19 protein-coding genes are annotated in these 22644 nt (G+C 65.6%); 11 read left to right on the top strand and 8 right to left on the bottom strand.

The genetic code is table 11. The features are described from left to right. Nucleotides 1–153: 153 nt before the first annotated feature. A complete protein-coding gene (locus LLH00_13585) occupies nucleotides 154–2268 on the bottom strand; it encodes a BatA domain-containing protein (GenBank protein ID MCE5272305.1) in 2115 nt (704 codons plus the stop codon). A 298-nt stretch (nucleotides 2269–2566) separates the two neighbouring features. Then, the gene (locus LLH00_13580; protein MCE5272304.1) at nucleotides 2567–3877 is read right to left on the bottom strand and encodes a radical SAM protein; all 1311 of its coding nucleotides are present in this window, start codon (nucleotides 3875–3877) and stop codon (nucleotides 2567–2569) included. A 233-nt stretch (nucleotides 3878–4110) separates the two neighbouring features. Here LLH00_13580 and nikR point away from each other — a divergent pair, with 233 nt between their 5' ends. Further along, entirely contained in the window at nucleotides 4111–4527 is a 417-nt protein-coding gene (gene nikR, locus LLH00_13575) for a nickel-responsive transcriptional regulator NikR (GenBank protein MCE5272303.1), read from the top strand. Between the two features lie 60 nt (nucleotides 4528–4587). Further along, nucleotides 4588–4911, top strand: coding sequence for an antibiotic biosynthesis monooxygenase (locus LLH00_13570; protein ID MCE5272302.1), 324 nt, complete (start codon nucleotides 4588–4590; stop codon nucleotides 4909–4911). Between the two features lie 723 nt (nucleotides 4912–5634). Here LLH00_13570 and LLH00_13565 read toward each other — a convergent pair. From LLH00_13565 to LLH00_13540, 6 genes are all read right to left on the bottom strand, one after another. Continuing rightward, the gene (locus LLH00_13565; GenBank protein MCE5272301.1) at nucleotides 5635–5772 is read right to left on the bottom strand and encodes a hypothetical protein; all 138 of its coding nucleotides are present in this window, start codon (nucleotides 5770–5772) and stop codon (nucleotides 5635–5637) included. A 467-nt stretch (nucleotides 5773–6239) separates the two neighbouring features. Beyond that, nucleotides 6240–7019, bottom strand: coding sequence for a polyphenol oxidase family protein (locus LLH00_13560; GenBank protein ID MCE5272300.1), 780 nt, complete (start codon nucleotides 7017–7019; stop codon nucleotides 6240–6242). 86 nt (nucleotides 7020–7105) lie between these two features. Continuing rightward, nucleotides 7106–7627, bottom strand: coding sequence for an HNH endonuclease (locus LLH00_13555; protein MCE5272299.1), 522 nt, complete (start codon nucleotides 7625–7627; stop codon nucleotides 7106–7108). 43 nt (nucleotides 7628–7670) lie between these two features. Continuing rightward, entirely contained in the window at nucleotides 7671–8195 is a 525-nt protein-coding gene (gene lptE / locus LLH00_13550) for an LPS assembly lipoprotein LptE (GenBank protein MCE5272298.1), read from the bottom strand. Continuing rightward, entirely contained in the window at nucleotides 8192–8956 is a 765-nt protein-coding gene (locus LLH00_13545; GenBank protein ID MCE5272297.1) for a hypothetical protein, read from the bottom strand. Before LLH00_13545 ends, lptE begins: the two co-directional genes overlap by 4 nt. A 56-nt stretch (nucleotides 8957–9012) precedes the next feature. After that, complete coding sequence (locus tag LLH00_13540) at nucleotides 9013–11175, bottom strand: tetratricopeptide repeat protein (protein MCE5272296.1); 2163 nt, start codon at nucleotides 11173–11175, stop codon at nucleotides 9013–9015. 249 nt (nucleotides 11176–11424) lie between these two features. Here LLH00_13540 and LLH00_13535 point away from each other — a divergent pair, with 249 nt between their 5' ends. The 9 genes from LLH00_13535 to LLH00_13495 form a co-directional block, all read left to right on the top strand. Continuing rightward, entirely contained in the window at nucleotides 11425–12459 is a 1035-nt protein-coding gene (locus LLH00_13535; protein MCE5272295.1) for a Gfo/Idh/MocA family oxidoreductase, read from the top strand. A 12-nt stretch (nucleotides 12460–12471) separates the two neighbouring features. Further along, nucleotides 12472–12618 (top strand): hypothetical protein, encoded by a 147-nt coding sequence (locus tag LLH00_13530; GenBank protein MCE5272294.1) that lies wholly within the window; start codon nucleotides 12472–12474, stop codon nucleotides 12616–12618. Between the two features lie 33 nt (nucleotides 12619–12651). Continuing rightward, nucleotides 12652–13815: a lipid-A-disaccharide synthase gene (gene lpxB / locus LLH00_13525; GenBank protein MCE5272293.1), complete on the top strand. Its 1164-nt coding sequence runs from the start codon at nucleotides 12652–12654 to the stop codon at nucleotides 13813–13815. Further along, entirely contained in the window at nucleotides 13812–15641 is a 1830-nt protein-coding gene (lpxK, locus tag LLH00_13520) for a tetraacyldisaccharide 4'-kinase (GenBank protein ID MCE5272292.1), read from the top strand. The genes lpxB and lpxK overlap by 4 nt, the downstream gene beginning before the upstream one ends. A 194-nt stretch (nucleotides 15642–15835) precedes the next feature. Next, nucleotides 15836–17485: an L-aspartate oxidase gene (gene nadB / locus LLH00_13515; GenBank protein MCE5272291.1), complete on the top strand. Its 1650-nt coding sequence runs from the start codon at nucleotides 15836–15838 to the stop codon at nucleotides 17483–17485. Beyond that, nucleotides 17482–18405: a M28 family peptidase gene (locus LLH00_13510; GenBank protein MCE5272290.1), complete on the top strand. Its 924-nt coding sequence runs from the start codon at nucleotides 17482–17484 to the stop codon at nucleotides 18403–18405. Before nadB ends, LLH00_13510 begins: the two co-directional genes overlap by 4 nt. 511 nt (nucleotides 18406–18916) lie before the next feature. After that, nucleotides 18917–20077, top strand: a complete 1161-nt coding sequence (locus LLH00_13505; protein ID MCE5272289.1) for an aldo/keto reductase — start codon at nucleotides 18917–18919, stop codon at nucleotides 20075–20077. Nucleotides 20078–20246: 169 nt separating this feature from the next. After that, a complete protein-coding gene (locus tag LLH00_13500; GenBank protein ID MCE5272288.1) occupies nucleotides 20247–21386 on the top strand; it encodes an aldo/keto reductase in 1140 nt (379 codons plus the stop codon). Between the two features lie 166 nt (nucleotides 21387–21552). Then, nucleotides 21553–22644: hypothetical protein (locus LLH00_13495; protein ID MCE5272287.1), on the top strand; the 1092-nt coding region annotated here is incomplete at its 3' end.

Genomic DNA, 22644 nt, shown 5'->3' with positions numbered 1-22644 from the left:
GCCGCCCCTACAGAAGGCTGATTTCTTCGTAAACAACCCAATGGCTTCTGGTTCACTTGCCCGTAACCAAGAGAACACCAATGCTTCTCGGGCACGGTGCTCCGTACCGCTACATTAAACACGGAACTCTTCATAGATGATGCAAAACCGCTTTCAGTCCTCTTTCCGGTTGGCCAGCAACTGCTCGGCGGCCAGCACCAGCAGGAACAGCCCGAGCAGCCAGGGCCACAGCTCCACCCCGCCACGGTCCGGGAACACCATTTCCGCCAGGTTGTCATCCGGACCGACAAACCGCACCTCGCGCCCGGCGAAATAGCGCCGTATCTCCTCCCGGCTCTCCGGGCGGACATCGCTCTCGGCCGGGTCGATGCCGGCGGCGAAAGCCCCGGCCGGGCGGCCGTTGTCGTAGATACGGTACAGTCCCGGCTGCCGCGCCCCGTCGAAATCCACCCGGCTGCGCTCACCCGGCGGCAGCATGAAACGGCTCTCGGCCGGGCCGTGAATCTCCAGCCCCCCGGTTCCAGATGGAGCACCGAAAAAGAGGCTCACGCTTTCGCCCACCCGCACCTCGGGCTGCACCACCGGGCCGCGGCTGGCGCAGAGAGTGAGCAGCGAATGCACCAACGGCACGAAAAGCGGGGTCTCGGGCAGCTCGGTCTGGGCTGGGTCGGCCAGGTCCAGGCCGGCCAGGGCCAGGGCGAAACCGCCCTGGCGGACTAAGCGCAAAACGGGCTTGCCCCCGGCGCTCGCCAGGTCCCAGGCCTGGCCCCCATCACCCACGGCCTCCGGCTGAGACAGGTTGCGCAGGGCGGTCAGCTTGATCCGCACCAGGGCCGGCAGGGATTCGAACAATGCGCCGAACACCGCCCCGGACTCCTGCCCTGGCCCCGGCCGCGCGGGTGTGTCGAACGATCCGCCCCCCAGGCGCTCCAGCGCTCCGAGGCTCACCGGCAGGCCCAGACGGGCCGCGGCCTGGCTGAATCCCTGCGCCGCTCCGTCCGCCGCCTGGTCCTGCCCGGACGGCAGCACCAGCACCCCCAGCCCGGCGCTCAGCGCCCGGTCGAGGCAGGCCCCCAGGGCCGCCTCGGGATAATTCACACCGTGCAGAACGATCACGTCCGAACCGGTGAAAGCGGTCTGCGGCAGGGGCAGGCCCGCGGCCCCGCCCAGGCTGATCGCCCCGGCTCCATCCAGCACCTCCAGGGCCGCGCGCAGCCAGGGCCCGGACGCGCCGCCCTCCACCAGGGTCACCCGCAGGCGCGGCGGCACAGTCAGCAGGATGGAGCGGCTGTTGTCCACCTCCAGGTTGTCGGCATCCAGACGGGCGGAAAGCTCGTAGGAGCCGGCCTCCTGGGGCGGCAGCTCCACTGTGGCCGCGGAGGCGGCATCCGGCTCCAGGCTCAGCTCGCCCTGGCCCACCAGATGTCCGTCCAGGTAAAGCCGCGGCATGGCTTTGGCTGTCCCGGCGCCCCCGTAACGCGCCACCTCCACCCGCACCTTGAGCGGCGCCCCGGGCCGGACTATCTCGCCGGGAAGGGACAGCCCGGTCAGGGCCAGGTTCTCCGGCGCACGGGAGTGGCCCTCGATCACGTACCAGCGGGTTATCGCGCCCGTGATGTCCGGGCCCAGGCTGTCCGGACCGAGGAACCCGCGCTGGCAGTCGCTGAAAATGAATCCCTCGCGGGTCACTGTGCCGCGCTCGGCGGCCAGGGCGTGCTCCGCCGCGCGCACCGCCTCGCCCAGGCGCGCCGTGCCGTAACCTGGGGCCAGCAGCGCCCCGCTCGGCCCCGGCCCGCCGGAGACCAGCCATTGCGCGTTCTGTGACGCCTCCAGGCCGTCCGGCGCGGTGACAAGGCGCCAGCGGTCCCGCCCGCCCAGCCAGGAGCACACCCGCTCCAGCCTGGCCGCCAAGCGGTCGTTCACGGCGCCGTGCTCATCCACGTAGCCCATGCTGGCCGAATTGTCAAACACGAACGCCACGGCCGCTGGGAGGTGCTCCTCGGGCCCGGCCTGGAAAAACCCGCGCAGCATGGGCCGCGCCGGGACCAGCACCAGAAGGACCACCGCCAGCGTACGCAGCGCCAGCAGCAGCCAGCGCCGCATCCGCAGGCGGCGCACGTTGCGCTGGGCCACCTCGGACAGCAGCAGCAGCGAGCTGAACTCGCGCCTCTCGGCCCGGAAACGGCTGAAAAAATGGATGATGAAAGGGATCGCACCAGCGGCCAGACCGATCAGCACCAGCGGATTGAGAAACTGCAGCACATCCACCGTCCCATCCTGCGCCCGGGCGCAATGAGGCCGCCCGGCTCAAGCGCCGCCGCGGCTTTCAAACACAACTACCCCTCCCGACTCCGGAGTGGAAAGTCGCGAGGGGCCCCTCAGAAATCTGACAGTATCATTTTCCGGCCGCAGCCACACGCCAGCCAACAGTCTGCGGCCTGGCGCGCCAGGCGCGCCGCCTGCCCGGCTGACGAAAAATCGACACCAGACGATGCACGAAAATACATAAAAAAGCCCCGGTTGGCAAGCCGGAGCTTGTTCTGCCTCGGTCCCGGAATCCACCCTTTCAGCCGGCCAGGCCGGGCGGCACGGGGTAGACCTCCCCCGCGGCCTCCAGCTCGGCCTTTTTCTCGTCGGTCAGCCCGATCTCCTCATCGCTCAGGTAGCAGGCCGGGTCGGGCCCGAACGGGTCATCGTACACCCGCGCGGCCCGCACGCGCATCGCCCCGCCGCAGAGCGCGAAGTAGCGGCACAGGCGGCAGCGCCCGCGGATCCGCCCGGCCCGGTCTTTAAGCCCGGCCATCAGGGGATCCGAGGTGTCGGTCCATATCTCGGAGAACTTGCGCTCGAGCACGTTACCGAACGTGTGGTCCATCCAGAACTGGTCCGGGTGCACGTCGCCGTGCCAGTCCACCTCGCCGATCCCCACGCCGGTCGAGAACATCCCGCCGCGGTTCCATTCCAGCAGCTTGCGCACCGCCTCGGCGCGCGGGCTGCCCTCGGCCTCCAGGCGCCGCAGCACGTAGATACCGTCCACGTGGTTGTCCACGGTCAGGATGTTGACATTGAGCCCGCGGGCGTGGAAATCGCGCGTGCGGCGCATGATTATCTCCAGCGCGTCCCGGCTCTGGCTGTGCGACAGGTCGCTCTCGGCGATCCCCGCTCCGCGTCCCGAGTAGACCAGGTGGTAGAAACAGGCCCGGTTGATCCGCTCGCGCTCGATGAAATCGAAAATCGCTTCCAGGTCATTGTAGTTGCTGCGGGTGAGGGTCAGGCGCAGGCCCACGCGCTGGCCCAGCTCCACCAGGTTGCGGAATCCTCTCATAGCCAGTTCGAAAGCGCCTTTTTTGCCCCGGAAACAGTCGTTCACCTCTCCGATCCCGTCCAGGCTGATCCCCACGTAGGTGAACCCGGCCTCTTTCACTTTCCAGGCCGTCTTCTCGTCGATCAGGGTGCCGTTGGTCGAAAGCGTGGGCCGCAGGCCATGGTCCACGGCGAAACGCACCAGCTCGAAAATGTCCTTGCGCACCAGCGGCTCGCCGCCCGAGAACAGCACGGCCGGCGTCTTGAATTCGGCCAGGTCGGCCAGGAACGCCTTGGCCTGGTCCGTGCTAAGCTCGCCCGAGTAGCGCTTGTTCTCGCTGTCCGTGTAGCAGTGCACGCAGCGCAGGTTGCAGCGGCGCGTGCAGTTGAACACCACCACCGGACGGCGCTCGGCGGCGTTGATCGGAGCGGTCTGCGGTACACTGTGCTGCGCGGCCGCGGCTCCGGCGGCGGGCGGGCAGGACGGCGCCACCGCGGGCTGCGCGGCGTGCCCGTACCGGATCGCGTCCCCGCTCGACTGCTCACCGCACAACAGTTTCGTTATGTCTATCATCCGCTCTCCGCTGGGTTGAGCTCTCGTCTGTCCGGTCTGTCCTGTTGAAACGGCCGCCTGCCCCCAGATGTTTCGCTGCCGCCGGGCGCCACTGTGGACCGGATTGCCCCGGAGGCCCTCCGGCGATAGATTATAGCAGTGACAGAATGTCACATCATGAGGTCAATTTAGTCCCGGGCTGTCGGGCTGTCAATCCGGGCTGCCGTCATTTGCCGCACCTGCGGGAGGAATGCATGGAGAAAGTCAAGCGCTTCGGGATATCCATCGAATCCGACCTGGCGGACCGTTTCGACCGCCATATCCTGGCCGAGGGCTACTCGAACCGAAGCGAGGCCCTGCGCGACCTGATGCGCGAACACCTGGTGGCCGACCAGTGGAGCCTGGACGGCACCGTGACCGTGGCCTCGCTCAGCCTGGTCTACAACCACCACCAGCGCGACCTGGGCGACACCCTCACCGACATCCAGCACGAGCACCACGAGATCATCATCTCCTCGCTCCACGTGCATATCGACCACGACAACTGCCTCGAGGTCATCATCCTCAAAGGCCCCAACACCGAGATCAAGAGCCTGGCCGACCACCTGATGGCCACCCGCGGGGTCAAGCACGCCAAGCTGACCATGACCACCACCGGCCGGGACATCTGAAGAGCCGCGGCTCCACCCGTAATGGCACCCGCCGAATCCAGCGGAAGGAGAGACCCGCAAATGATCAGTCGAATCTGGCACGGCTGGACCACCCATTCCAATGCGGACAAGTACGAGGTCCTGCTGAAAGAGGAAATCTTTGTCGGGATCAACAACCGTCACATCCCCGGTTTCCGTGAAATCCACCTGTTGCGCCGCGACCTGGCCGAGGAGACCGAGTTCGTCACGCTCATGACTTTCGACTCCCTGGCCGCGGTGCGCGATTTCGCCGGTCAGGACTACGAAGCCGCGATGGTCCCGCCCAAAGCGCGCGCGGTGCTGGCGCGTTTCGACCAGCGCTCGCAGCACTACGAGATACGGGTGAGAGCGGCTGCAGCGGAATGAACCCGTGAAAAATATAAGCCCGGACCCGGCCACACAGCCAGGTCCGGGCTTGTCATATCCGGACAACCTTTCCGGCTTAGAATCCCATCAGCCCGGCCAGCAGGACCAGGGCCATGAAATAAGTCAGCATGCTCACCAGCACCCGGGCGAAAAAACCGGCCTTCTCGAACACACGTTCCGTGAAAAACATATCCTTCTCCTTTGTTCAGTGCGATACTTACGCTTCGAATATGTAAGCCGGTCCTCCCGGCTGAATTTATCCTCTAAACAGCGAAGCCGGCCGCCCTCTCCGGGCTGCCGGCCTCTTGCTTTCCCCGCTGAGCCGCTTTCTGTCAGAGTCCGGTCAGAGGACTCAGCAGAAAACTCAGCAGGAAGAAGTAAGACAGGTACAGCCCCAGAAACATTGCGGAAGACTTTATATAATCCATACGGTCAGTCATCTTCATATCCTCCGTGATTGGAATGTCTCGTCCCTAATCGGCGCCAGCGGTCCAGACCGCTGGTTTTGCCTCTCATTATCAATCTATACATGCTCCGACTCCTCCCTTTCTGTTCTGTCAGGCCCGCCCCTTGCGGATCGATATTGATAAAACCCCATTCTTGACTATTTGTTCCACTTTTGTTGTAAAAAACAATCCTCTTCTGAGTTATATTTCTGGACGCAGAAGGCCGCATCCGCCTGCACCGGCTGCGGCCCCTCGGGCATCCCTCGTATTTTTTCTCTCATATCAGCTTTCCGCCCGACAGCGAGAGCATCACCCAGGCGAAATCGATCACCGCGAAGTACACCGCCGCCGAGATCACGGCTCCGGCCCAAGCGTATACGGGACCGTTATTCTTATCACTGCGGATGGCTTTCATTTTTTCTCCCTCGATGGAATGAATCGGTTACAGTCTTGACCAGCCAGGGAGAAAAGCGCTTTTCTCGACTTTCATTAACTAAGACCCGTCAACCGGTTGCCAGGTTTCAAAAATCGTATCCGGAACGAAACAACCAGCCTGGCGACAAAAACCGGCGGAGATTTCTCTCCGCCGGCTTCGTCTCATTCTGTTCTCACCGCTTATTAGATCAGGTTGTTCAGGCCCAGGCTGAAAGCGGCGAACGCGAAGTAGATAACCGTGCCGAAAGTGACCTGGAGGAAAACTGTCACCGGGCTGGTGTTCACGGTCTGTGTCATGGCTTTCATCGTTGTCTCCCGTGTGGAGTTTGGGTTTCATCATCAGTGTAAGGCTTTTTGAAAACCGGTTTCTGCTGCCCTTCACACAATATGACTCCACCATTGCCCACAGGGTTTCATTTTTTACGGCGGGAAAGACGGGAGTGGAAATCAGGTTTGACTTTCCGTTGCGGCAAAGCCCATGAAAGCCCACATCCGGCCCAGGCCGGCCTCGGCCTCGGCGCGGAATGAATGGAAAAGGTCGTTGTGGCAGCGCGTGCACCAGCGGCTGACCGCGATGCTCGCCGCGGGCACTCCCAGCTCCTGCGCCCGCTGCGCCAGGAGAGCGCGCAGGTCGATCTTCCAGCCGTCGCCCGGCGTGCGCCCGGCGAACCCGGGGGTTTCCGGCCCCTGCACTCCCAGCCAGACCGCCACCTCGCGCCCCACCTCGTAGCAGGCGCCGCAGATCGCCGGGCCGAGGTAGATTTCCAGCTCCTGCGGAGCGGCCCCGGCCAGCTCGGCCAGACGGGCCAGGCCCGCCTGGAGCACCCCGGCCGCAATCCCACGCCAGCCTGCGTGCAACAGGGCCCAGGCCCGCGCCTTTCGCGCCAGCACGAACACCGGCACGCAGTCCGCAGCCGAGACCACCGCGGCCAGCCCCGGCGCGACCCCCACCAGCCCGTCACCCTCCAAGACATGCTCCAGCGAGAAAGCCTCGCCCAGGGCGCCCTCCAGCAGGCCTACATCCACCACCCGCTGTCCGTGCACCTGCGCCAGGCGGAAAGCATCACGGAAACCCCGCGCGGCCAGCTCCGCCCCCAGGAACGGCAGACCCTCGCCGCGGCCGCGCTCCGGCAGGCGCAGGCTCACGCCGTGCACCAAGCCGGGCACCTCGGCCCAGGGGTTGTAGCGCACATAAAAGAATTGTCCCTCGGCCCGCAGTGTTTCCATCCGGCCCGCCGTCTCGGAGAAGAGCATGTCCGGTGACCCGGCCGCGGCCTGTCCATTGGCGTCAGGCCGTGGCCGGAACGAGATTTTCAGTCCAGGAACAGATAGCGCCGCCACTTGTTCTCGCCCGCCGGGTGGTGGAAACGGATGAACGAGAAATAGCTCGGACGGCGTGGCTGGCGCAGCAAGTGCATACCTGCCATCTCTGGGGTGCGGTTGCCCTTGTGGTTGTTGCATTTCACACAGGCGGTGACCAGGTTTTCCCAACTGTCCTCGCCCTGGCGCGCCCGCGGGACGATGTGATCGGTGGTGAGTGGGTCGTGGGTGGAGCCGCAGTACTGGCACCGGTACCCGTCCCGCCGCAACAGGTTGCGCCGGTTGAGCGAAATCGTCCGGCGACCGGGCTGTACGTAGATCATAAGCCTGATAACAGAAGGAATGGGGTACTGACGGCTCACCGTGCGGACAACAATGTGGTCGTAATACTCCAGAATCTCGGCCTTGCCCAGCATCGCCAGAATGATCGCCCGGCGCGCCGAGCAGATATGCACCGGCTGGAAGCTGTTGTTCAGCACCAGCACCTGGCTGCTCAAAGTGTCACCTGGGTCCATACTACTGCCTGCCTTCTGAAAAGTCCCTCGCTTTAAGTTGATTTTACCACTGTTGAAGCACCGCGCTTACCAGATCGTCCGCCAGCAGCAGCATCACCCGCTGGGCGGCCTGTTGCTCGGTTTCCTTGTCCGGGTCGTACACCACGTAGCGCGAGAAATTAGAGTCCCGCCACAGGGTCTTGTTCTCCACCCGGTCGATAAATTCCACGTCCAGCACTATCGTTACCCGCCGCCCGGTGACCTGGATGTCCTGGGTCTGACGGTAGGACTCGGCTTCCTCATAGTAGCGGCGCACCGTGCCGTTCAGGGCCGCATCCGCCTGGTCGGCCTCGGCCAGACGGAGGTTCGCCTCGCTCAGGAAACGCTCGGTCACCAGGTCGGTGATCCCCTGGGGCAGGCTGAACTCCGGCGTCTGGTTCTCGAAAGTCGGGATGCTGATTGTCCGGATGTGCGAAGGCAACCGCCCGGTGGTGCTGTAATGGCTGCACCCGGCCGCGCACAGCGCCAGCACGGCTGCCGTCCAGACCCCGGCCAGGCCGTATGTCGCCGCGCCGTGCCGCACGGTCACTGTCCCTCGGGCAGCGTGATCTCGAACGCCTTGGCCGTAAGCTCCTGGTTGACTTCCTCCTTGCTCACCAGCACCGTGATCTCGCGGTCCTCCTCGAAATCGCGGTACACAGTGTGCGTGGCCCGCTGCATCCCACCCACGGGGCGGAACTCGGAGCGGACTATCTCGCGCCGGATATTGCCGTGCTCGTAGTGGGCGAACCGCACCACCGAGCGTAGCGCGCTGTCGTAGGTGAACTCGTAGACCGAGTCGTCCCCGCTCAGCCGCAGCCGTCGCAGCGTGCCCTCCTCGGCGGCCTGCTCGCGCATGCCCGCGCGGCGGAACCGCCCGGGCTTGAAAATGCCGGTCACACCGCCCAGGAACTCCCCGTCGGTCAGGCCCTCGCTCGAGGACAGCCGGGCCAGGGGTTCCGGGTTGCCCCGCTGGGCGCGGACCACGCGGTTCTCCTTGGGCAGCACCACGGTGATCGAGTCACCCTGCTGGAGCATCTGCATCCAGAGCGTGGTGAACGGCGGGCCGTAGATGCTCATCTGCAGGGTGTCGGGCGCCTGGAAAAACAGCGCCCCGTCGCCGCTGAACGTGCGCCCCTTGTCCAGAAGGCGCACCCGGAATATCTGCTTGTTGGTCCGGAGGTCCTGCTCCAAACGGTCCAGGTCGGCCAGCACCGCGGCCGGCTCTATGGACGTTCCGCCCAACTGTTTCATCGCCACTGCGCAGCCGGCCCCCAGGCCGGCCAGAATCACCAGCGCCAGCGCGGCCAATCCCGCCCGGAGCGCCCCATGTCCGTGTGCCGCTATTTTCGGCCTCCCTTTTTCTGTTAATTCCCCGTGCTTTTCAGCTTTTCCAGCCGGGCCTTGAGTTCGTTGTTGGTCGCATCCATCTCCAGGCTCCTATTCCAGGCGGCCACGGCCTCGGCTTTCTGACCCAGGGAGAGGTAGATTTCCCCCAGGTGCTCGTAGATTTCGGCGTGCTCCATGGCGGCCAGGGCGCTCTTGATCTCCTTGAGCGCCTCCTCGCGACGGCCCTGCTTGAACAGCACCCAACCCTTGCTGTCTATGTAATGCCCGTTTTCCGGCTCCGTGGCCAGGGCGCGGTCCACCAGGCGGCCGGCCTCCTCCAGGTTCTCGCCCTTTTCGGCGTAGTAGTAGCCCAGATAATTCAGCGCCGGGGCATAGTCCGGCCAGTCCTTGAGCACCAGGCGCAGGTACTTGACCGTGTTGCTGTCGTCCGCCATCTCGTGGTACACGTTGGCCATGGAGAACAGCACCTCGCGGCGGCTCTCCGTGTCCTGCTCCCGCACCCGCGGCAGGCCCGCCTCGAGTTCGGCCAGCGCGCGCGGGTAGTCCTTGAGCGTGTAGTAGGCCCGGCTCAGGGTCAGGTAGACCGGCAGGAAATCCGGCAGGTGCTCTTTCACGGTCCGGAACGCCTGCACCGCCTCGGGAAGGCGCTCCAGGCGCGAGTACAGGAACCCGAGCGTGTACAGCCCGTTGTCGGTCAGGCTGCTGTCCGCGGCCAGCGGTTCCAGCAGGCCGAGCGCCTTGTCCAGTTGTTCGCCGTGGTAGTACAGACGGCCCAGGCCCTCGCGCACAGCGGAACTGGTGTCCCCGGCGGCCACCCGGCTCTCTAACAGCGAGGTCGGGGCCGAAAGGTCCTGGCCGCGCAGCGAAACGGTCAGCAGGTGGTCGAACACCGAGGCCGTGGCTCCGGGGTCGAGCACCAGCAGCCGCAGGTAATTCTTCTGGGCGCAGGCCCAGTCGCCGCCGGTCTCACACAGGTTGCCCAGCACGCGGTACGGCTCGGCGAATGTGCTGTCCTCCGCCACCGTGCGCGCCATGTAATCCCGGGCTTTGGCCTGGTCTCCGGTGCGAAGGTGGAGCACGCCAACCTGGAACAGGTCCCGCGACAGGTTGCTGTTGTCCGCGGTCAGGAGCGGTTCGTACAGAGGTATCATTTCGGCGTACTTGCCCTGCGAGAACAGCACCCGCAACAGGCTGCGCCGGGTGAAACGGTCGTTTGGCTCCTCGGCCAGGATTGCACTGTAGTTTTCTACCGCTCTGTCCGTCTTGCCCGTGGCCTCCAGGGCGATGGCGTACACCCGCTTCAGGGCCGGGTTGAGCGTGTCCCCCTCGGCCTGGCGTGCATCCAGGCGCTCGAGCAGGGTCGGCCAGGCCCCGTTGCCGGCGGTGGAGTCTCCGCTGTAGGCCGGGTAGGCCGCCCGCAAGGCCACAGCCACCACCTGCGGCATCACGCTCTCCGCTGCCTCGGGTTTCTGTTCGAGGAACTTGAGGTAGTGGTCCAGGGCCTGCGCGTATTTCAGCTCCAGCTCATCCAGACGGGCCAGCAGGTTGTGCGCGTCGGCCAGCGAGCTGTCCGCGGCCAGGGCCTCCTCCAGGTACTGACGGGCCGGTTCGCGGCCGCCCACCCGCATGTACAGCGCACCCATCTGGTAGCAGTCGAAAGCGTAGTTTTCGCTCTCCGGGTCCAGCAGGACACGGTAGACCGGGATCATCTCCTGGTAGCGGCCCAGGCCGTTGAGAAGGTCGAGCAGACGGCGGCGCGCCCACTCCTCCTCCGGCTGGCGCTCCAGAAGACGGCGGAACCAGGCCACCGCCTCCTCGTTCCGTCCCGTGGCCTGGCAGCTCACCGCCAGCATCCGCAGGGCCTGCACGTTGATCGAGTCGCCCCTGTCCACCAGCGGCTTGAGGGTCTTGAATATCTCCTCGTGGCGGCCCAGGGCGAACAGCGCCTCGGCGTACAGCACCTTCAGGTAGGCGCTGGAGGGGTCGAGCCGCATGGCCGCTCCCAGTGAGTCCAGCGCGAACTGTTTGTCGTCGTTCAGCAGGGCCTCGTAGCCCACAATCACTTTCCGCACCGCATCCTTGTCGTAGACCGCGGGCGGTGCGGCGGCGCGCAGCCCGGCTACGCACATCCCAAGGGCCAGCAGAAGTGTCAGCCCCCACGCTCTTGTCGTCTTTCCCACTCTCCCTCCATCCGCGCGCTCATCGGCGTGCATTCATATCAGAGTAATATATCCCTGTCCGCTTGAGGCTGTCAAGCAATCCATTCGGACGCCGATAGTCCTCATCTCTTTTATTCTCACCAAGTTATACCGAATTTAGCCGTCCGGTATAATACTTTTCAAACCGGAGCCTTATATGTATATTACAATCCTCGCATAAGTTCGTTTCCTGCAAATCCGGGGGCCGGCAGGCCTCACGAGGGCAGAATCTTGAGCCAGAACGGTAAAATCAGGACCGGCGTGGTGGGTGTGGGGCACCTGGGAAGCCTGCACGCGCGGATTTACAGCCAGATGGAAAACGCCGAGCTGGTGGGCGTCTACGACACCGACCCGCAGCACGCCCGCGAGGTGGCGGACCGTTTCGGGGTGCGCGCTTTCGACTCCCTGGAACAACTGGCCGACTCGGTGGAGGCCGCCAGCCTCGCCGTGCCCACGGACCGGCACTACGAGCTCGGCCGGGTGCTCCTGGAGCGCGGACTGCACCTGCTGATCGAAAAGCCGGTCACCGAGACCCGCGAGCAGGCCACCGAGCTGATCGATCTGGCCCGTCGCTCCGGCAAGGTGCTGCAGGTGGGGCATGTGGAGCGGTTCAACCCGGCCCTGATGGCCGCGGTGGAGCACGTGCACGGCAGCCTGTTCGTCGAGAGCCTGCGCCTGGCCCCGTTCAACCCCCGCGGGACCGAGGTGGATGTGGTCCTGGACCTGATGATCCACGACATCGACATCATCCTCAGCCTGCTGCGCCGACCGGTGGTGGAGGTGGCCGCCTCGGGAGTGCCGGTGCTGACCGACAAGCTGGACATCGCCAACGCCCGCCTGACTTTCGAGGGTGGCGCCGTGGCCAACATCACCGCCAGCCGGGTCAGCCTGGAGAAAGTCCGCAAGATACGCTTTTTCGCCCGCGACTGCTATGTTTCGACCGACCTGCTCGGACGCAGCGCCACGCTTTACCGCAAGCGCTCACCCGACGGGGCGGCTCTGGCTGGCTCGCTCACCGACCGCAGTGCGCCGCCCGACATGCTCGAGCTGTTCGAGCGCCGCGCTCTGGCTGTCGACGCCACCGCCGAGCCACTGCGCCTGGAGCTGGAAAGCTTCATCGGCTGTATCGGCCGCGGCGCTCACCCGGTGGTCTCGGGCGAGGACGGTTTGCAGGCGCTGGAGGTGGCCCAAAGGATCCGGGATGCCGTGCGGCGCTCCATCGAGCTGGCCGGTCTGGCTGCAGCCGACGGTCCCCACTCCGCCTGAGGAGGCGTCGCCATGGGCATAGCCGGTTACTGGGAGGCCCGCCGCCGATTTTTGGGGCGCGCCGGCAACCCCCGTCCCATCTGGCGCATCCTGATTATGCTGGCGATCATTCTCTACCTGATCTACCGTTTCAGCCACCTGGAACATCTATCCCATTGAGCCAGAGCGAACCGCCTCCCCGGACAGCGACGGATGGAAGCTCCCGATATTTTTGTCTCCGCGCCCGACCCCAGCGGCGAGATGCACGCCGCCCGGATGCTGGAGCGCCTTAAAGAGCTGGCCCCGGGCCTCACGTTGCGGGGTATCGGCGGGCCGGCCATGCAGGGCTGCGGCGTGGAGCTGCTCTGCACCCAGGACCGTCTGGCCGTGATGGGCCTGGTCGAGGTGCTCGCCCACCTGCCGTTTTTCCTGCGCCTGATGGCCGACATCCGCGCCAGTTGGCGCAGACGCCGTCCCTCCCTCGTGATCCTGGTCGATTTCCCCGATTTCAACCTGCGCCTGGCCGCCGAGGCGCGCAAGTTGGGAATCCCGGTCCTCTACTACATCAGCCCGCAGGTCTGGGCCTGGCGCCAGGGCCGCAAGAATCGCATCGCCGAGCTGACCGACCGTCTGGCCGCGGTCTTCCCCTTCGAGGTGGATTTTTACCGCGGCACCGGGGCGCATGTGGAGTATGTGGGCCACCCGCTGCTGGAGACCCTCGCACCGCAGCCCGACACAACTGCTTTCCGCGCCCGCTGGGGCCTCGACCCGTCCCGCCCGCTGGTGGGCCTTCTGCCGGGAAGCCGCGCCCAGGAACTGGAACGCCACCTGCCCGCGTTCCTGGACGCCGCCGCGCGTCTCCGCCAGGCCCGGCCGGAACTCCAGCTCGCCGTAGGGCTCCTGCCGCATATCGCCGCCCGCTTGAGCAAAGAAGAGCACGCTGTCATGCGCTCCCTGGACCTGCGCGAGGTGACCGCTGACAGCGCGGCGCTCATCTGCGCCAGCCGCCTGCTGCTGTCCAAGAGCGGCACCGTGAGCCTGGAGGCGGTCCTGCACGGCACGCCCCTCATTATCGGCTACCGAACCAGTTTCCTCAGCTACACCCTGGCGCGGCGTCTGGTCAAGGTGAGCCACATCGGTATGCCCAACCTGCTCGACCCCGACCCGCAGATACCCGAGCTGGTTCAGGATCAGCTCACCGGCGAGCGCCTGTGCGCCCTGGCGCTCGAGCTGCTGGAGGAATCCTCGCCCCGGCGCGCGGCGATCCTGGCCCAGTGCGCCCGGGTGCGGGAGCACCTTCGCACCGGCAAACCGGCCAGCCTGCGCGTGGCCGAGATCGCCCTCGAAATGTGTAACCGGCCTGCGGAGGGTGCATGAGCGACACCCATCCCAAATACGGCTGGCGCGACAACCTGCTGTTCTGGTTCGCCGGAGTGCTGGGCGTGGCAATCCTGCGGCTGCTTTTCTCCACCATCCGCACGCGGGTCTACGGCGAGCAGAACCGCGCCGGCGCGCGCAAGCTCGGCCCCGGCCCCCTGGCTTTCGCCCTCTGGCACAACCGTCTTCTCGGCCCCTGCTGGCAGAACCGCGGCGAGGGGGTCTGCGTGCTGAGCAGCCAGCACCGCGACAGCGAGTACATCGTGCGGGTGGTCAAGCGCCTGGGCTTCCACTCGGTGCGGGGCAGCGCCACCCGGGGCGGGGTGCGCGGCATGCTGGCCATGCTGCAAGCCATGCGCGAGGGCCATGATCTGGCCCTCACCGTGGATGGCCCCAAGGGCCCGGTCGGGGTGGTCAAGCCCGGGCTGATCTACGCCGCCTCGCGCTCCGGCTGTCCGCTGCTACCCTCGGCCGTGAGCTACAGTGCCTACTGGAGCCTTCACACCTGGGACCGCCTGCGGATACCCAAGCCCTTCTGCCGCATGTCAGTCGTATACGGCGAGCCGATGCTCATCCCGGACAAGCCGGATGAGGCCGAATTGGAGCGGCTCTGCCTGACCGTGGCCGAGCGGGTGAACGAATGCGCCGCCCTGGCCGACAACATGGTCCGTCCGGTGGAGTTCGCCGGCAAGAGCCCCTGGCTGCGCCGCGTGCTCGAATCGTTCCTCACCCGTCCCCGCGACCGCTGGTTTCACTTTCCGCTGCTGATTTGCCTGTTGCCCCTGGAAGCCCTCTGGCTGGGCGGCTGGCTGGTGCGGGAGTATTTCTACCGACGGGGCCTGCGCGCCGGGGGGCACTCGCCCGTGCCGGCGGTCTGCGTGGGCAGCCTGAGCGCGGGCGGCGCCGGTAAGACTCCGGCCGCCCATCTTATTGCCGGTATGCTGCAGAAAGCCGGTTTCCGGGTGGCCCTGCTCTCCCGTGGCTACAAACGTCCCTCGGGTGAAAGGCTTTTCATGTCCGGTCCCGCGCCCCGCGACATCCCGCCCGGCGAGCTGGCCGTGCGCGCCGGGGATGAGGCCGCTCTGGCCGCCCGCCGCCTGCCCGCGCTCACCCTGGCAGTCAGCCCCGACCGCCGGGCCGCCGCGGCCGCGGCCGTGGAGCGCTTCGGCGCGCAGGTGCTGGTTATGGACGACGGGTTCGGGCACCGCTCTTTCGGCCGTAGCATGGACCTGCTCACCCTCACCCCGCGCATCCTCGGCCTGACCGGCCATGTCCTGCCCGCGGGCTACCTGCGCGAGCCGCGCTTCGCCGCCGACCGCGCCCGCGCCCTGCTCCTGGTGCTGGATGAGGACGAAAGCACCCTGGATGTCCCGGCCGCCTGGCGGCGCGATAAACTGGTGATGCGCCTGGTGCGCAAAACCCTGGGCTTGCAGGAGCTGTCCGGCTGGCCCGGCGAGGAATACCTGGACCCGGACCGCAGCCTGCGCGGCCGCAAGGTGCTGGCGATCTGCGGTCTGGCCCACCCGGAAAGCTTCCGCGACAGCCTGGCCCTCGCCGGGGCGGGCGAGCTTACAGTGCTGGCCTGGCCCGACCATTTCGCCTGGCCCGAGGCGGCCCAGCGCCAGGCGGCAGAGCGCGCCCGCGCGACCGGTTCCATTCTCGTGACCACAGAGAAAGACGCGGTCAAGCTCGACCCGGCCCTGGTCGGCCCGGACTGCCTGGTGCTGTGCCAGGGCCTGGAGGACCGCTCCCACGGCGCCCTGGGACGTATCCTGGACGAGCTGCTCCTTCCCGCCGATGGCAACTGGAGACGCAGCCGGGCCTGATCCCGCCGCCCCGTCTTGGACTTTCGATAATCCGGCCAAGAGGTTATATTCAAGCCAGAGGCATGGGCCCGCCTCGCCTGGGGCCCGGGCGGCCGCACACCGCTCGAGGGGCGCTCCCGCCCCGCCTCTTCCGTCCGGCTGGGGTCGTGGCGGAAAAGCGTTACTGCCAAGCCACAAAACCGAGGACTGTAAGAATGAACGGCAAGCAGAGCAGCCAGGATAAAGCCGCGGCCGCGCGCGCGGCCACCAATATCCATCCCACCGATTTCCTGGTCATCGGCAGCGGCATCGCGGGCCTGAGTTTCGCACTCAAGGCCAGCGAGCACGGCCGCGTGATCGTGATCACCAAGAAACAGAACTACGAGAGCAACACCAACTACGCCCAGGGCGGCATCGCCTCGGTCATGGGCGAGGACGATGATTTCGGCCTGCACGTGCAGGACACGCTGGAGTCCGGGGCCGGACTGTGTGACCGCCGCGCCGTGGAGGTCCTGGTGAGCGAGGGCCCGGCCGCGGTGCACGAGCTGCTGGACTGGGGCGTGCAGTTCACCCGCGACCGCGAGCACCCGGAGCGCCTCTCACTGGGGCGCGAGGGCGGGCACTCGCGGCGTCGTATCGTGCGCGCGGATGACCTGACCGGACACGAGGTGGAGCGCGCCCTGCTGGCCGAGCTGAAATCGCGCGAGAATGTGCTGCTCTTCGAGGACCACGTGGCCCTCGACCTGATCGTGCGCGAAAGCGACTCCTGCCGGCGGCGCTGCCTGGGAGCGTTCTGCCTGGAGAGCCACACCGGGGTGATCAAGGCTTTCATCTCCAAGGTCACTTTCCTGGCCACCGGTGGCTGCGGGCAGGTCTACCTGCACACCACCAACCCCTCTATCGCCACCGGCGACGGGGTGGCGATGGCGTTCCGGGCCGGGGCCAAGATCGCCAACATGGAGTTCATCCAGTTCCACCCCACCGCGCTCTACCCGGATGACAAGAAATCCTTCCTCATCAGCGAGGCCGTGCGAGGCGAGGGCGCGATCCTGCGCAAGCTGAACGGCGAAACTTTCATGGAGCGCTACCACACCATGGGCTGCCTGGCCACCCGCGACATCGTGGCCCGGGCCATCGACCGCGAGATGAAACTCTCCGGAGACAAGCATGTCTGGCTCGACCTGTCGTCCATCACCCCCGAGCGAATCCGCGAGCGTTTCCCCAACATCACCGCCGAGTGCCTCTCCCGTGGCATCGACATCACCAGGGAACCCATCCCGGTAGTCCCCTCGGCCCATTTCCAGTGCGGCGGCGTGCTGACCGACATCGACGGCCAGACCAGCATCGAGGCCCTTCTGGCCGCGGGCGAGGTGAGCTGCACCGGCGTGCACGGGGCCAACCGTCTGGCCTCCAACAGCCTGCTCGAGGCCACCGTGTTCGGCAAGCGCGCGGTGTCCCGGGCGATCCATCTGGCCAAGGAGTTCTCGCAGCAGGAGGTCGACCCGGCCAGCTACCAGTACGGCAAGGTGGTCTCCCGGCCCACGGATGGCGTGCACCTGAGTCACAGCCGCGAAATGCTGCGCCTGACCATGTGGGACTACGTGGGCATTGTCCGCTCCGACCGCCGTCTGGCCGAGGCCCGCAAGTGGATCGGCGCGCTGGGCAAGGAGATCGACAGCTACTACCGCTGCAGCCCGCTCACCGCCGAGCTGGCCGAGCTGCGCAACCTCTCCACCGTGGCCATGCTTATCATCCGCTGCGCCCAGATGCGCAAGGAAAGCCGCGGCCTGCACCAGAACGTCGATTACCCCGAACGCAACGACCGCAAGTTCCTGCGTAACACTGTCGTGGAGCTGACCCCATGAGGACTTTCAGCGCAGCCGTTCTTTTCAGCTTTCTTCTGGCAGCCGCAGGTTGCGGCTCCGGGCGCGAGGCCCTGGGCAGCGCGCACCTGGCGTTCGACGGGGCGAAAGCATTCAGCCTTGTCCAGGCCCAGGTGGCGTTCGGCCCGCGGGTGCCGGGCACAACGGCCCACCGCGCCTGCGCTGACTATTGTATCAATGCGTTCCAGTCAGCCGGCGCCACGCTGGACACCGACCGCTGGGTGCATGTAAGCCTGGCGGGCGACAGCCTGCCGCTGGTCAACATCCGCGCCGCGTTCAACCCGGAGGCCAGGGACCGTATCCTTCTCTGCGCCCACTGGGACAGCCGCCCGGTCGCGGACCACGACCCAGACCCGGCCAATCACGGGACGCCCATCGATGGGGCCAACGACGGGGCCAGCGGGGTGGCCGTGCTGCTGGAGCTGGCCCGCGTGTTCAAGGACCAGCCCCCGCCGCTGGGGGTGGACCTGGTGCTGTTCGACGGGGAGGATTACGGCGATTTCTACGCGGACAAGGATGTGCTCCTGGGTTCCCGTCGTTTTGCCGGGCAGAACCGCGCCTACCGCCCGGCGTTCGGGGTCCTGCTCGACATGGTCGGTGACCGCGAGGCCGCTTTCCCCTTCGAGGGCAACTCCCTGTCCGCCCTGCCGGATGTCTGCCGCCTGGTCTGGGACAAGGCCGCCGAGCTGGGTTACGGCAAGTATTTCCCGCGCCAGGAGGGCACCGCCGTGATCGATGACCACATCCCGTTGCTCCAGGCCGGCATCCGCTGCATCGACCTCATCCAGATGGGCCTGCCCTACTGGCACACCCTGGGCGACACCCCGGACAAGCTGAGCCCGGCCAGCCTCGAGGCCGTGGGCCGCACCCTGGCCGCGGTGATCTACGACCGCAGGCCATGAGGCCTGCCCGGCAGGTAGCCTGAGCCGCAGGCTGGAACACGGATTGTAGGGGCAGGCCCCTGTGCCTGCCCGATTTATGGCGGGCGGCCACGGGGGGCCGCCCCTACAGAAAGCATGGGCGATTGTTTGTATGGGCACGGCGCAGCGTGCCCTTTTTATTTTGTAAATCCCCCTTGGCCGGTCCCGGCCGATCCTGTGGCGCCGGGCGGCTGGGATTGGAGCTTTAATTCCGCTCTGAAAAGAGGGGCGGCGGCTCCAGCCGGCGGGGTGTGTATGATTTTTAGCCTGGCACGTGGCCAGGCCCTCCGCGATTCCAGTTTCGTGTTATTAATTTCATTTTCGTGTTAACTTATTTTCTCGCAATCGTCTGCACAAAATAATCGACAAAAATGTAGCGTCTCCTCCCCTTATTTTTTATATTCAGCCTGAATTCGTTTTCATTCCGAACCGGCCCCTTCGAACACACCTCAGGCACAAGTGTCAGACAGATCAGAGCATACGGGGGATTATCATGCGCGACAGAGACGACAACGTTTCCGGGCAGGACAGATCGGGACTCTTTGACCGCCGCGGTTTCCTGCGGGTCACCGGTGCGGCGGCCCTGGGCGCGGCCGCCGGCCTGGGACTGGGTTTCAACCCTCTGCGCGCCGCCGAGGAGGTCACGGTCAACGGCCTGCCCGGCGTGGTGTTCGGCCGCACCGGGATCAAGATCACCAAGATCAGTTTCGGCGGCATCCTGCTCAATGAGCCGCCCGTGCTGGTCAACGCCATCGAGAGCGGGATCAACCTGGTCCACACCTCGCCCGGCTATACCAACGGCCGCAGCATCGAGGCGTTCGGCAAGGTGATGAAGACCCACCGCAAGAAAGTGGTCCTGGCGGTCAAGGTCAAGCCAGGCGAGGAGCTGGACAAGGCCCTCAAGACCCTCAACACCGACTACGCCGATTTCATCATCCCGCCCATGGACTCGGTCGAGGAGATCAGCGCCCCCCAGTTGCGCGCCGATTTCGAGAAAGCGAAAAAAGAGGGCAAGTGCGGCCATATCGGGTTCGCCTGCCACACCGCCGATCCGAAAATCATCGACACCATGCTCTCGCTCAAGCTGCACGACCTGATCCTGATGAGCTACGGCGAGACCGGCAACGCCGATTTCATGGCCGCCCTGGGACGGGCGCGGGACGCCGGGATAGGGATCCTGGCCATGAAAGGCCTGCCCAAGCGCGCCAGCAGCGACCCCAACGCCGAGGAGCGCGCCACCGCGGCCTCGCTCTGCCATACGATGGTCACCGGCCAGCACGCCCATGCCGTGCTCGCCTCCATGGGCAGTTTCCAGGCGGTCGAGATGTACCGCGAGATACTGGAGACAAAGCTCAGCTACTGCAACCCGGGCCTGGAGAAAACCTGGCGCGCCAGCCTCGAGGGCGCCTATTGCGCCATGTGCGGCGCCTGCAGCGGGGTCTGCCCCAACGGCGTGGCGTTCAAGGACATCGTGCGGTTCCGCATGTACGAGCGCGACTACAGGCTGCCCGAGTACGCCCGGGCCAAGTACGCCGCCCTGGGCGCCTCCTGCGATGCCAGCGCCTGCGCGGAATGCGGCCGCTGCGAGAGTGTCTGCTCCCGCAAGCTGCCGATCCGGTCGATGCTGAAAGAAGCCCACGCCAGCCTGGCCTGAGTGCGCCGGAGTGAAGCTGTAACCCGCGCCCGGCCGGAGGTGTCTTACTCCTGCCGGGCGCTCGTTTGCCGCGCCCCGGCGCGGACTTTTAGAAACAAGTCACAAACCTGCCCTCTGTACGTTTACAATGGGTGACGTTTCCACAACCAACGCCAGCCTGGAGAGTCCGATGTCCGATCTGCACGAGGGTTTCAAAGCTGTCAACCGACGGGATTTCCTGCGCGGGGCCGGTGTGGCCCTGGGCGCGGCCGCCCTGGGCGGCGCCTTTCCGGCCCACGCCTGGGCGGCTGACTCCGAACTGAAAGTCAACGGCCTGCCCGCGGTGGTCCTCGGCCGGACCGGCCTCAAGGTGACCCGGGTCTCCTTCGGCGGCATCCTGGTCACCGAGCCCTCCGTACTCGCCCGCGTGATCGACCAGGGGTTCAATTTCATCCACACCGCCCCCGGCTACACCAACGGCCGCAGCATGGAGGCGTTCGGCAAGGTGCTCAAGACCCGCCGCAAGGAGGTGATCCTGGCCCTCAAGGAGCGCCCGGAAAATCTCGATGCCTGCCTGAAAGTGTTGAACACGGATTACGTGGATGTCCTCGTGCCGCCCACGCACAGTGTGGACGCCGTGGCCGACCCGTCGATCCCCGAGAATTTCGAGAAGGCCAAGAAAGCCGGCAAGTGCGGGTTCATGGGGTTCGCCGATCACAACGACATGACCAATATCCTGAACAAGGCCAATGAGTTGGGTTATTTCGACGTTGCCCTGCTGGGCTACTCCAAGAGCGACGACCCGGCCTTCCTTGAAGCCACCGGCAAGGCGGCGAAAAAGGGGATGGGGCTTATGGCCATGAAAGGCCTGCCCAAGCGCGCCTCCGAGCAGCTCAACGCCGAGGAACTGGGCCAGGTGAGCGCCCGTTGCGCGGCCATGGTGAACAAGGAGAACGCCCACACCGTGCTGGCCTCCATGGGCAGTTTCCAGGCCGTGGACATCTACCGCGACATCCTCTCGACCAAGCTCGGCTGCCTCGACTCCGGGGCCGAACGCCGTTACTGGGCCGCCCAGGAGGGCGCCTACTGCGCCATGTGCGGGGCCTGCTCCGGGGTTTGCCCCTCGGGGGTCGAGGTGAGCCGCGTGGTGCGCTACCGCATGTACAACAACGACTACAAGCTGACCGATTACGCCCGTGCGCAGTATGCCGCCCTGGACAAGTGTGTCGACCCGGCCGCCTGCGCAAGCTGTGGCGCCTGCGAGAAAGTCTGCACCCGGAGCCTTCCGCTGCGCAGCATGCTGGCCGAGGCGCACGCCGCGTTGAGCTGAAACCTGAAGTGGTAATGAATCATGAAGGCCCTGCCTGGGGAGCGCTCCGGGCAGGGCCTTTTTAATGGTAACACATAGCGCTTTCTCAACAACCTTACCCTCCGGCCCGCCCGCGCTTATATTCACTCATTCCCCCCTCGACATCCGCCTCTGCCGGAGGAGACTCATGCAATCTGTCCGCCTGATTTCTTTTCTTTCTCTGCTTCTCGCCCTGTCATTCTTCCGTCCTGCCGCCGGCGAACTGATCCTGGATGAGGATTTCGAAAGCGGACGGCTTACCGGCGACTGGGTCCTCTACTGGGAGTTCGGGGATTCGGTGGCGAGCGGCTATGAGACCCGGCCCGAATTTGTCCACTCCGGCCAGCGCTCGTTCCGCCTGACCAGTCGGTCCAACGACGGCCGCGAGAACGGCTCCAACATCCGCCGCTTTTTCATGCCCGGCGTCGATTCCTGCTATTTCCGCTGGTACGCCCGCTTTGCGGAGGATTTCGACCAGGGCGACCTCATGCACTGGGTTATCCTGGGTGGCAGCCGGGTGGACAACAAGTGGTCCTGCTACGACAGCACCGCAGGACGCAAGCCCACGGGCAGGGATTTTTTCTGGACCTTCCTCGACACCTGGCGCGACTGGGGCCGCATCGCACCGCCCGGACGGCTGGGGTTCTACTCCTACTTTCCGGAGATGACCATAGACAAGGACGGCCACTACTGGGGCAACATGTTCGCCCCTGAGACACCGTTCGTGCCGGAGCGCGGCCGCTGGTACTGCTACGAGGTATGGGTCAAGCTGAACCGGCCGGGCGAGCATGACGGCGAGCAGGCGTTCTGGGTGGATGGGAAAAAGCTGTACCACCAGCGCGGCATCCGCTGGCGCGACACGGCAGACCTCAAGCTCAATTCGCTCATGCTGGATGTCTACGTCCACCAGTCGCGCCGGGATAATACCTGCTGGTTCGACGACGTGAAAATATCGACCGGCTACATCGGGCCGCAGGACTCTTTAAGTCCAAAGCCTGCGCTGCCGGATGTATTACAGAAGAGCCGCTATTATCATCCGTTCTGGGGCTACTATTACCCCAACCCATTCTGCCCAGTCACACATATCTTCTACTCGGTCCCCGGCGACACACCCAAGGAAGTCAATCTTGAGATCTATCGGGTTAACAAGGATTTCCGTCAGCTGGTCCGCACTCTGGTCCATGAGGGCTGCGCCCCCGGTGATCACGAAGAGAGCTGGGACGGTCTGGACGATTCTGGT

The organism is bacterium (assembly GCA_021372515.1).
Taxonomy (GTDB): domain Bacteria; phylum Gemmatimonadota; class Glassbacteria; order GWA2-58-10; family GWA2-58-10; genus JAJFUG01.
Note: the sequence above shows the minus strand (reverse complement) of the source record. Positions and strands in the feature narration are given on the sequence as shown.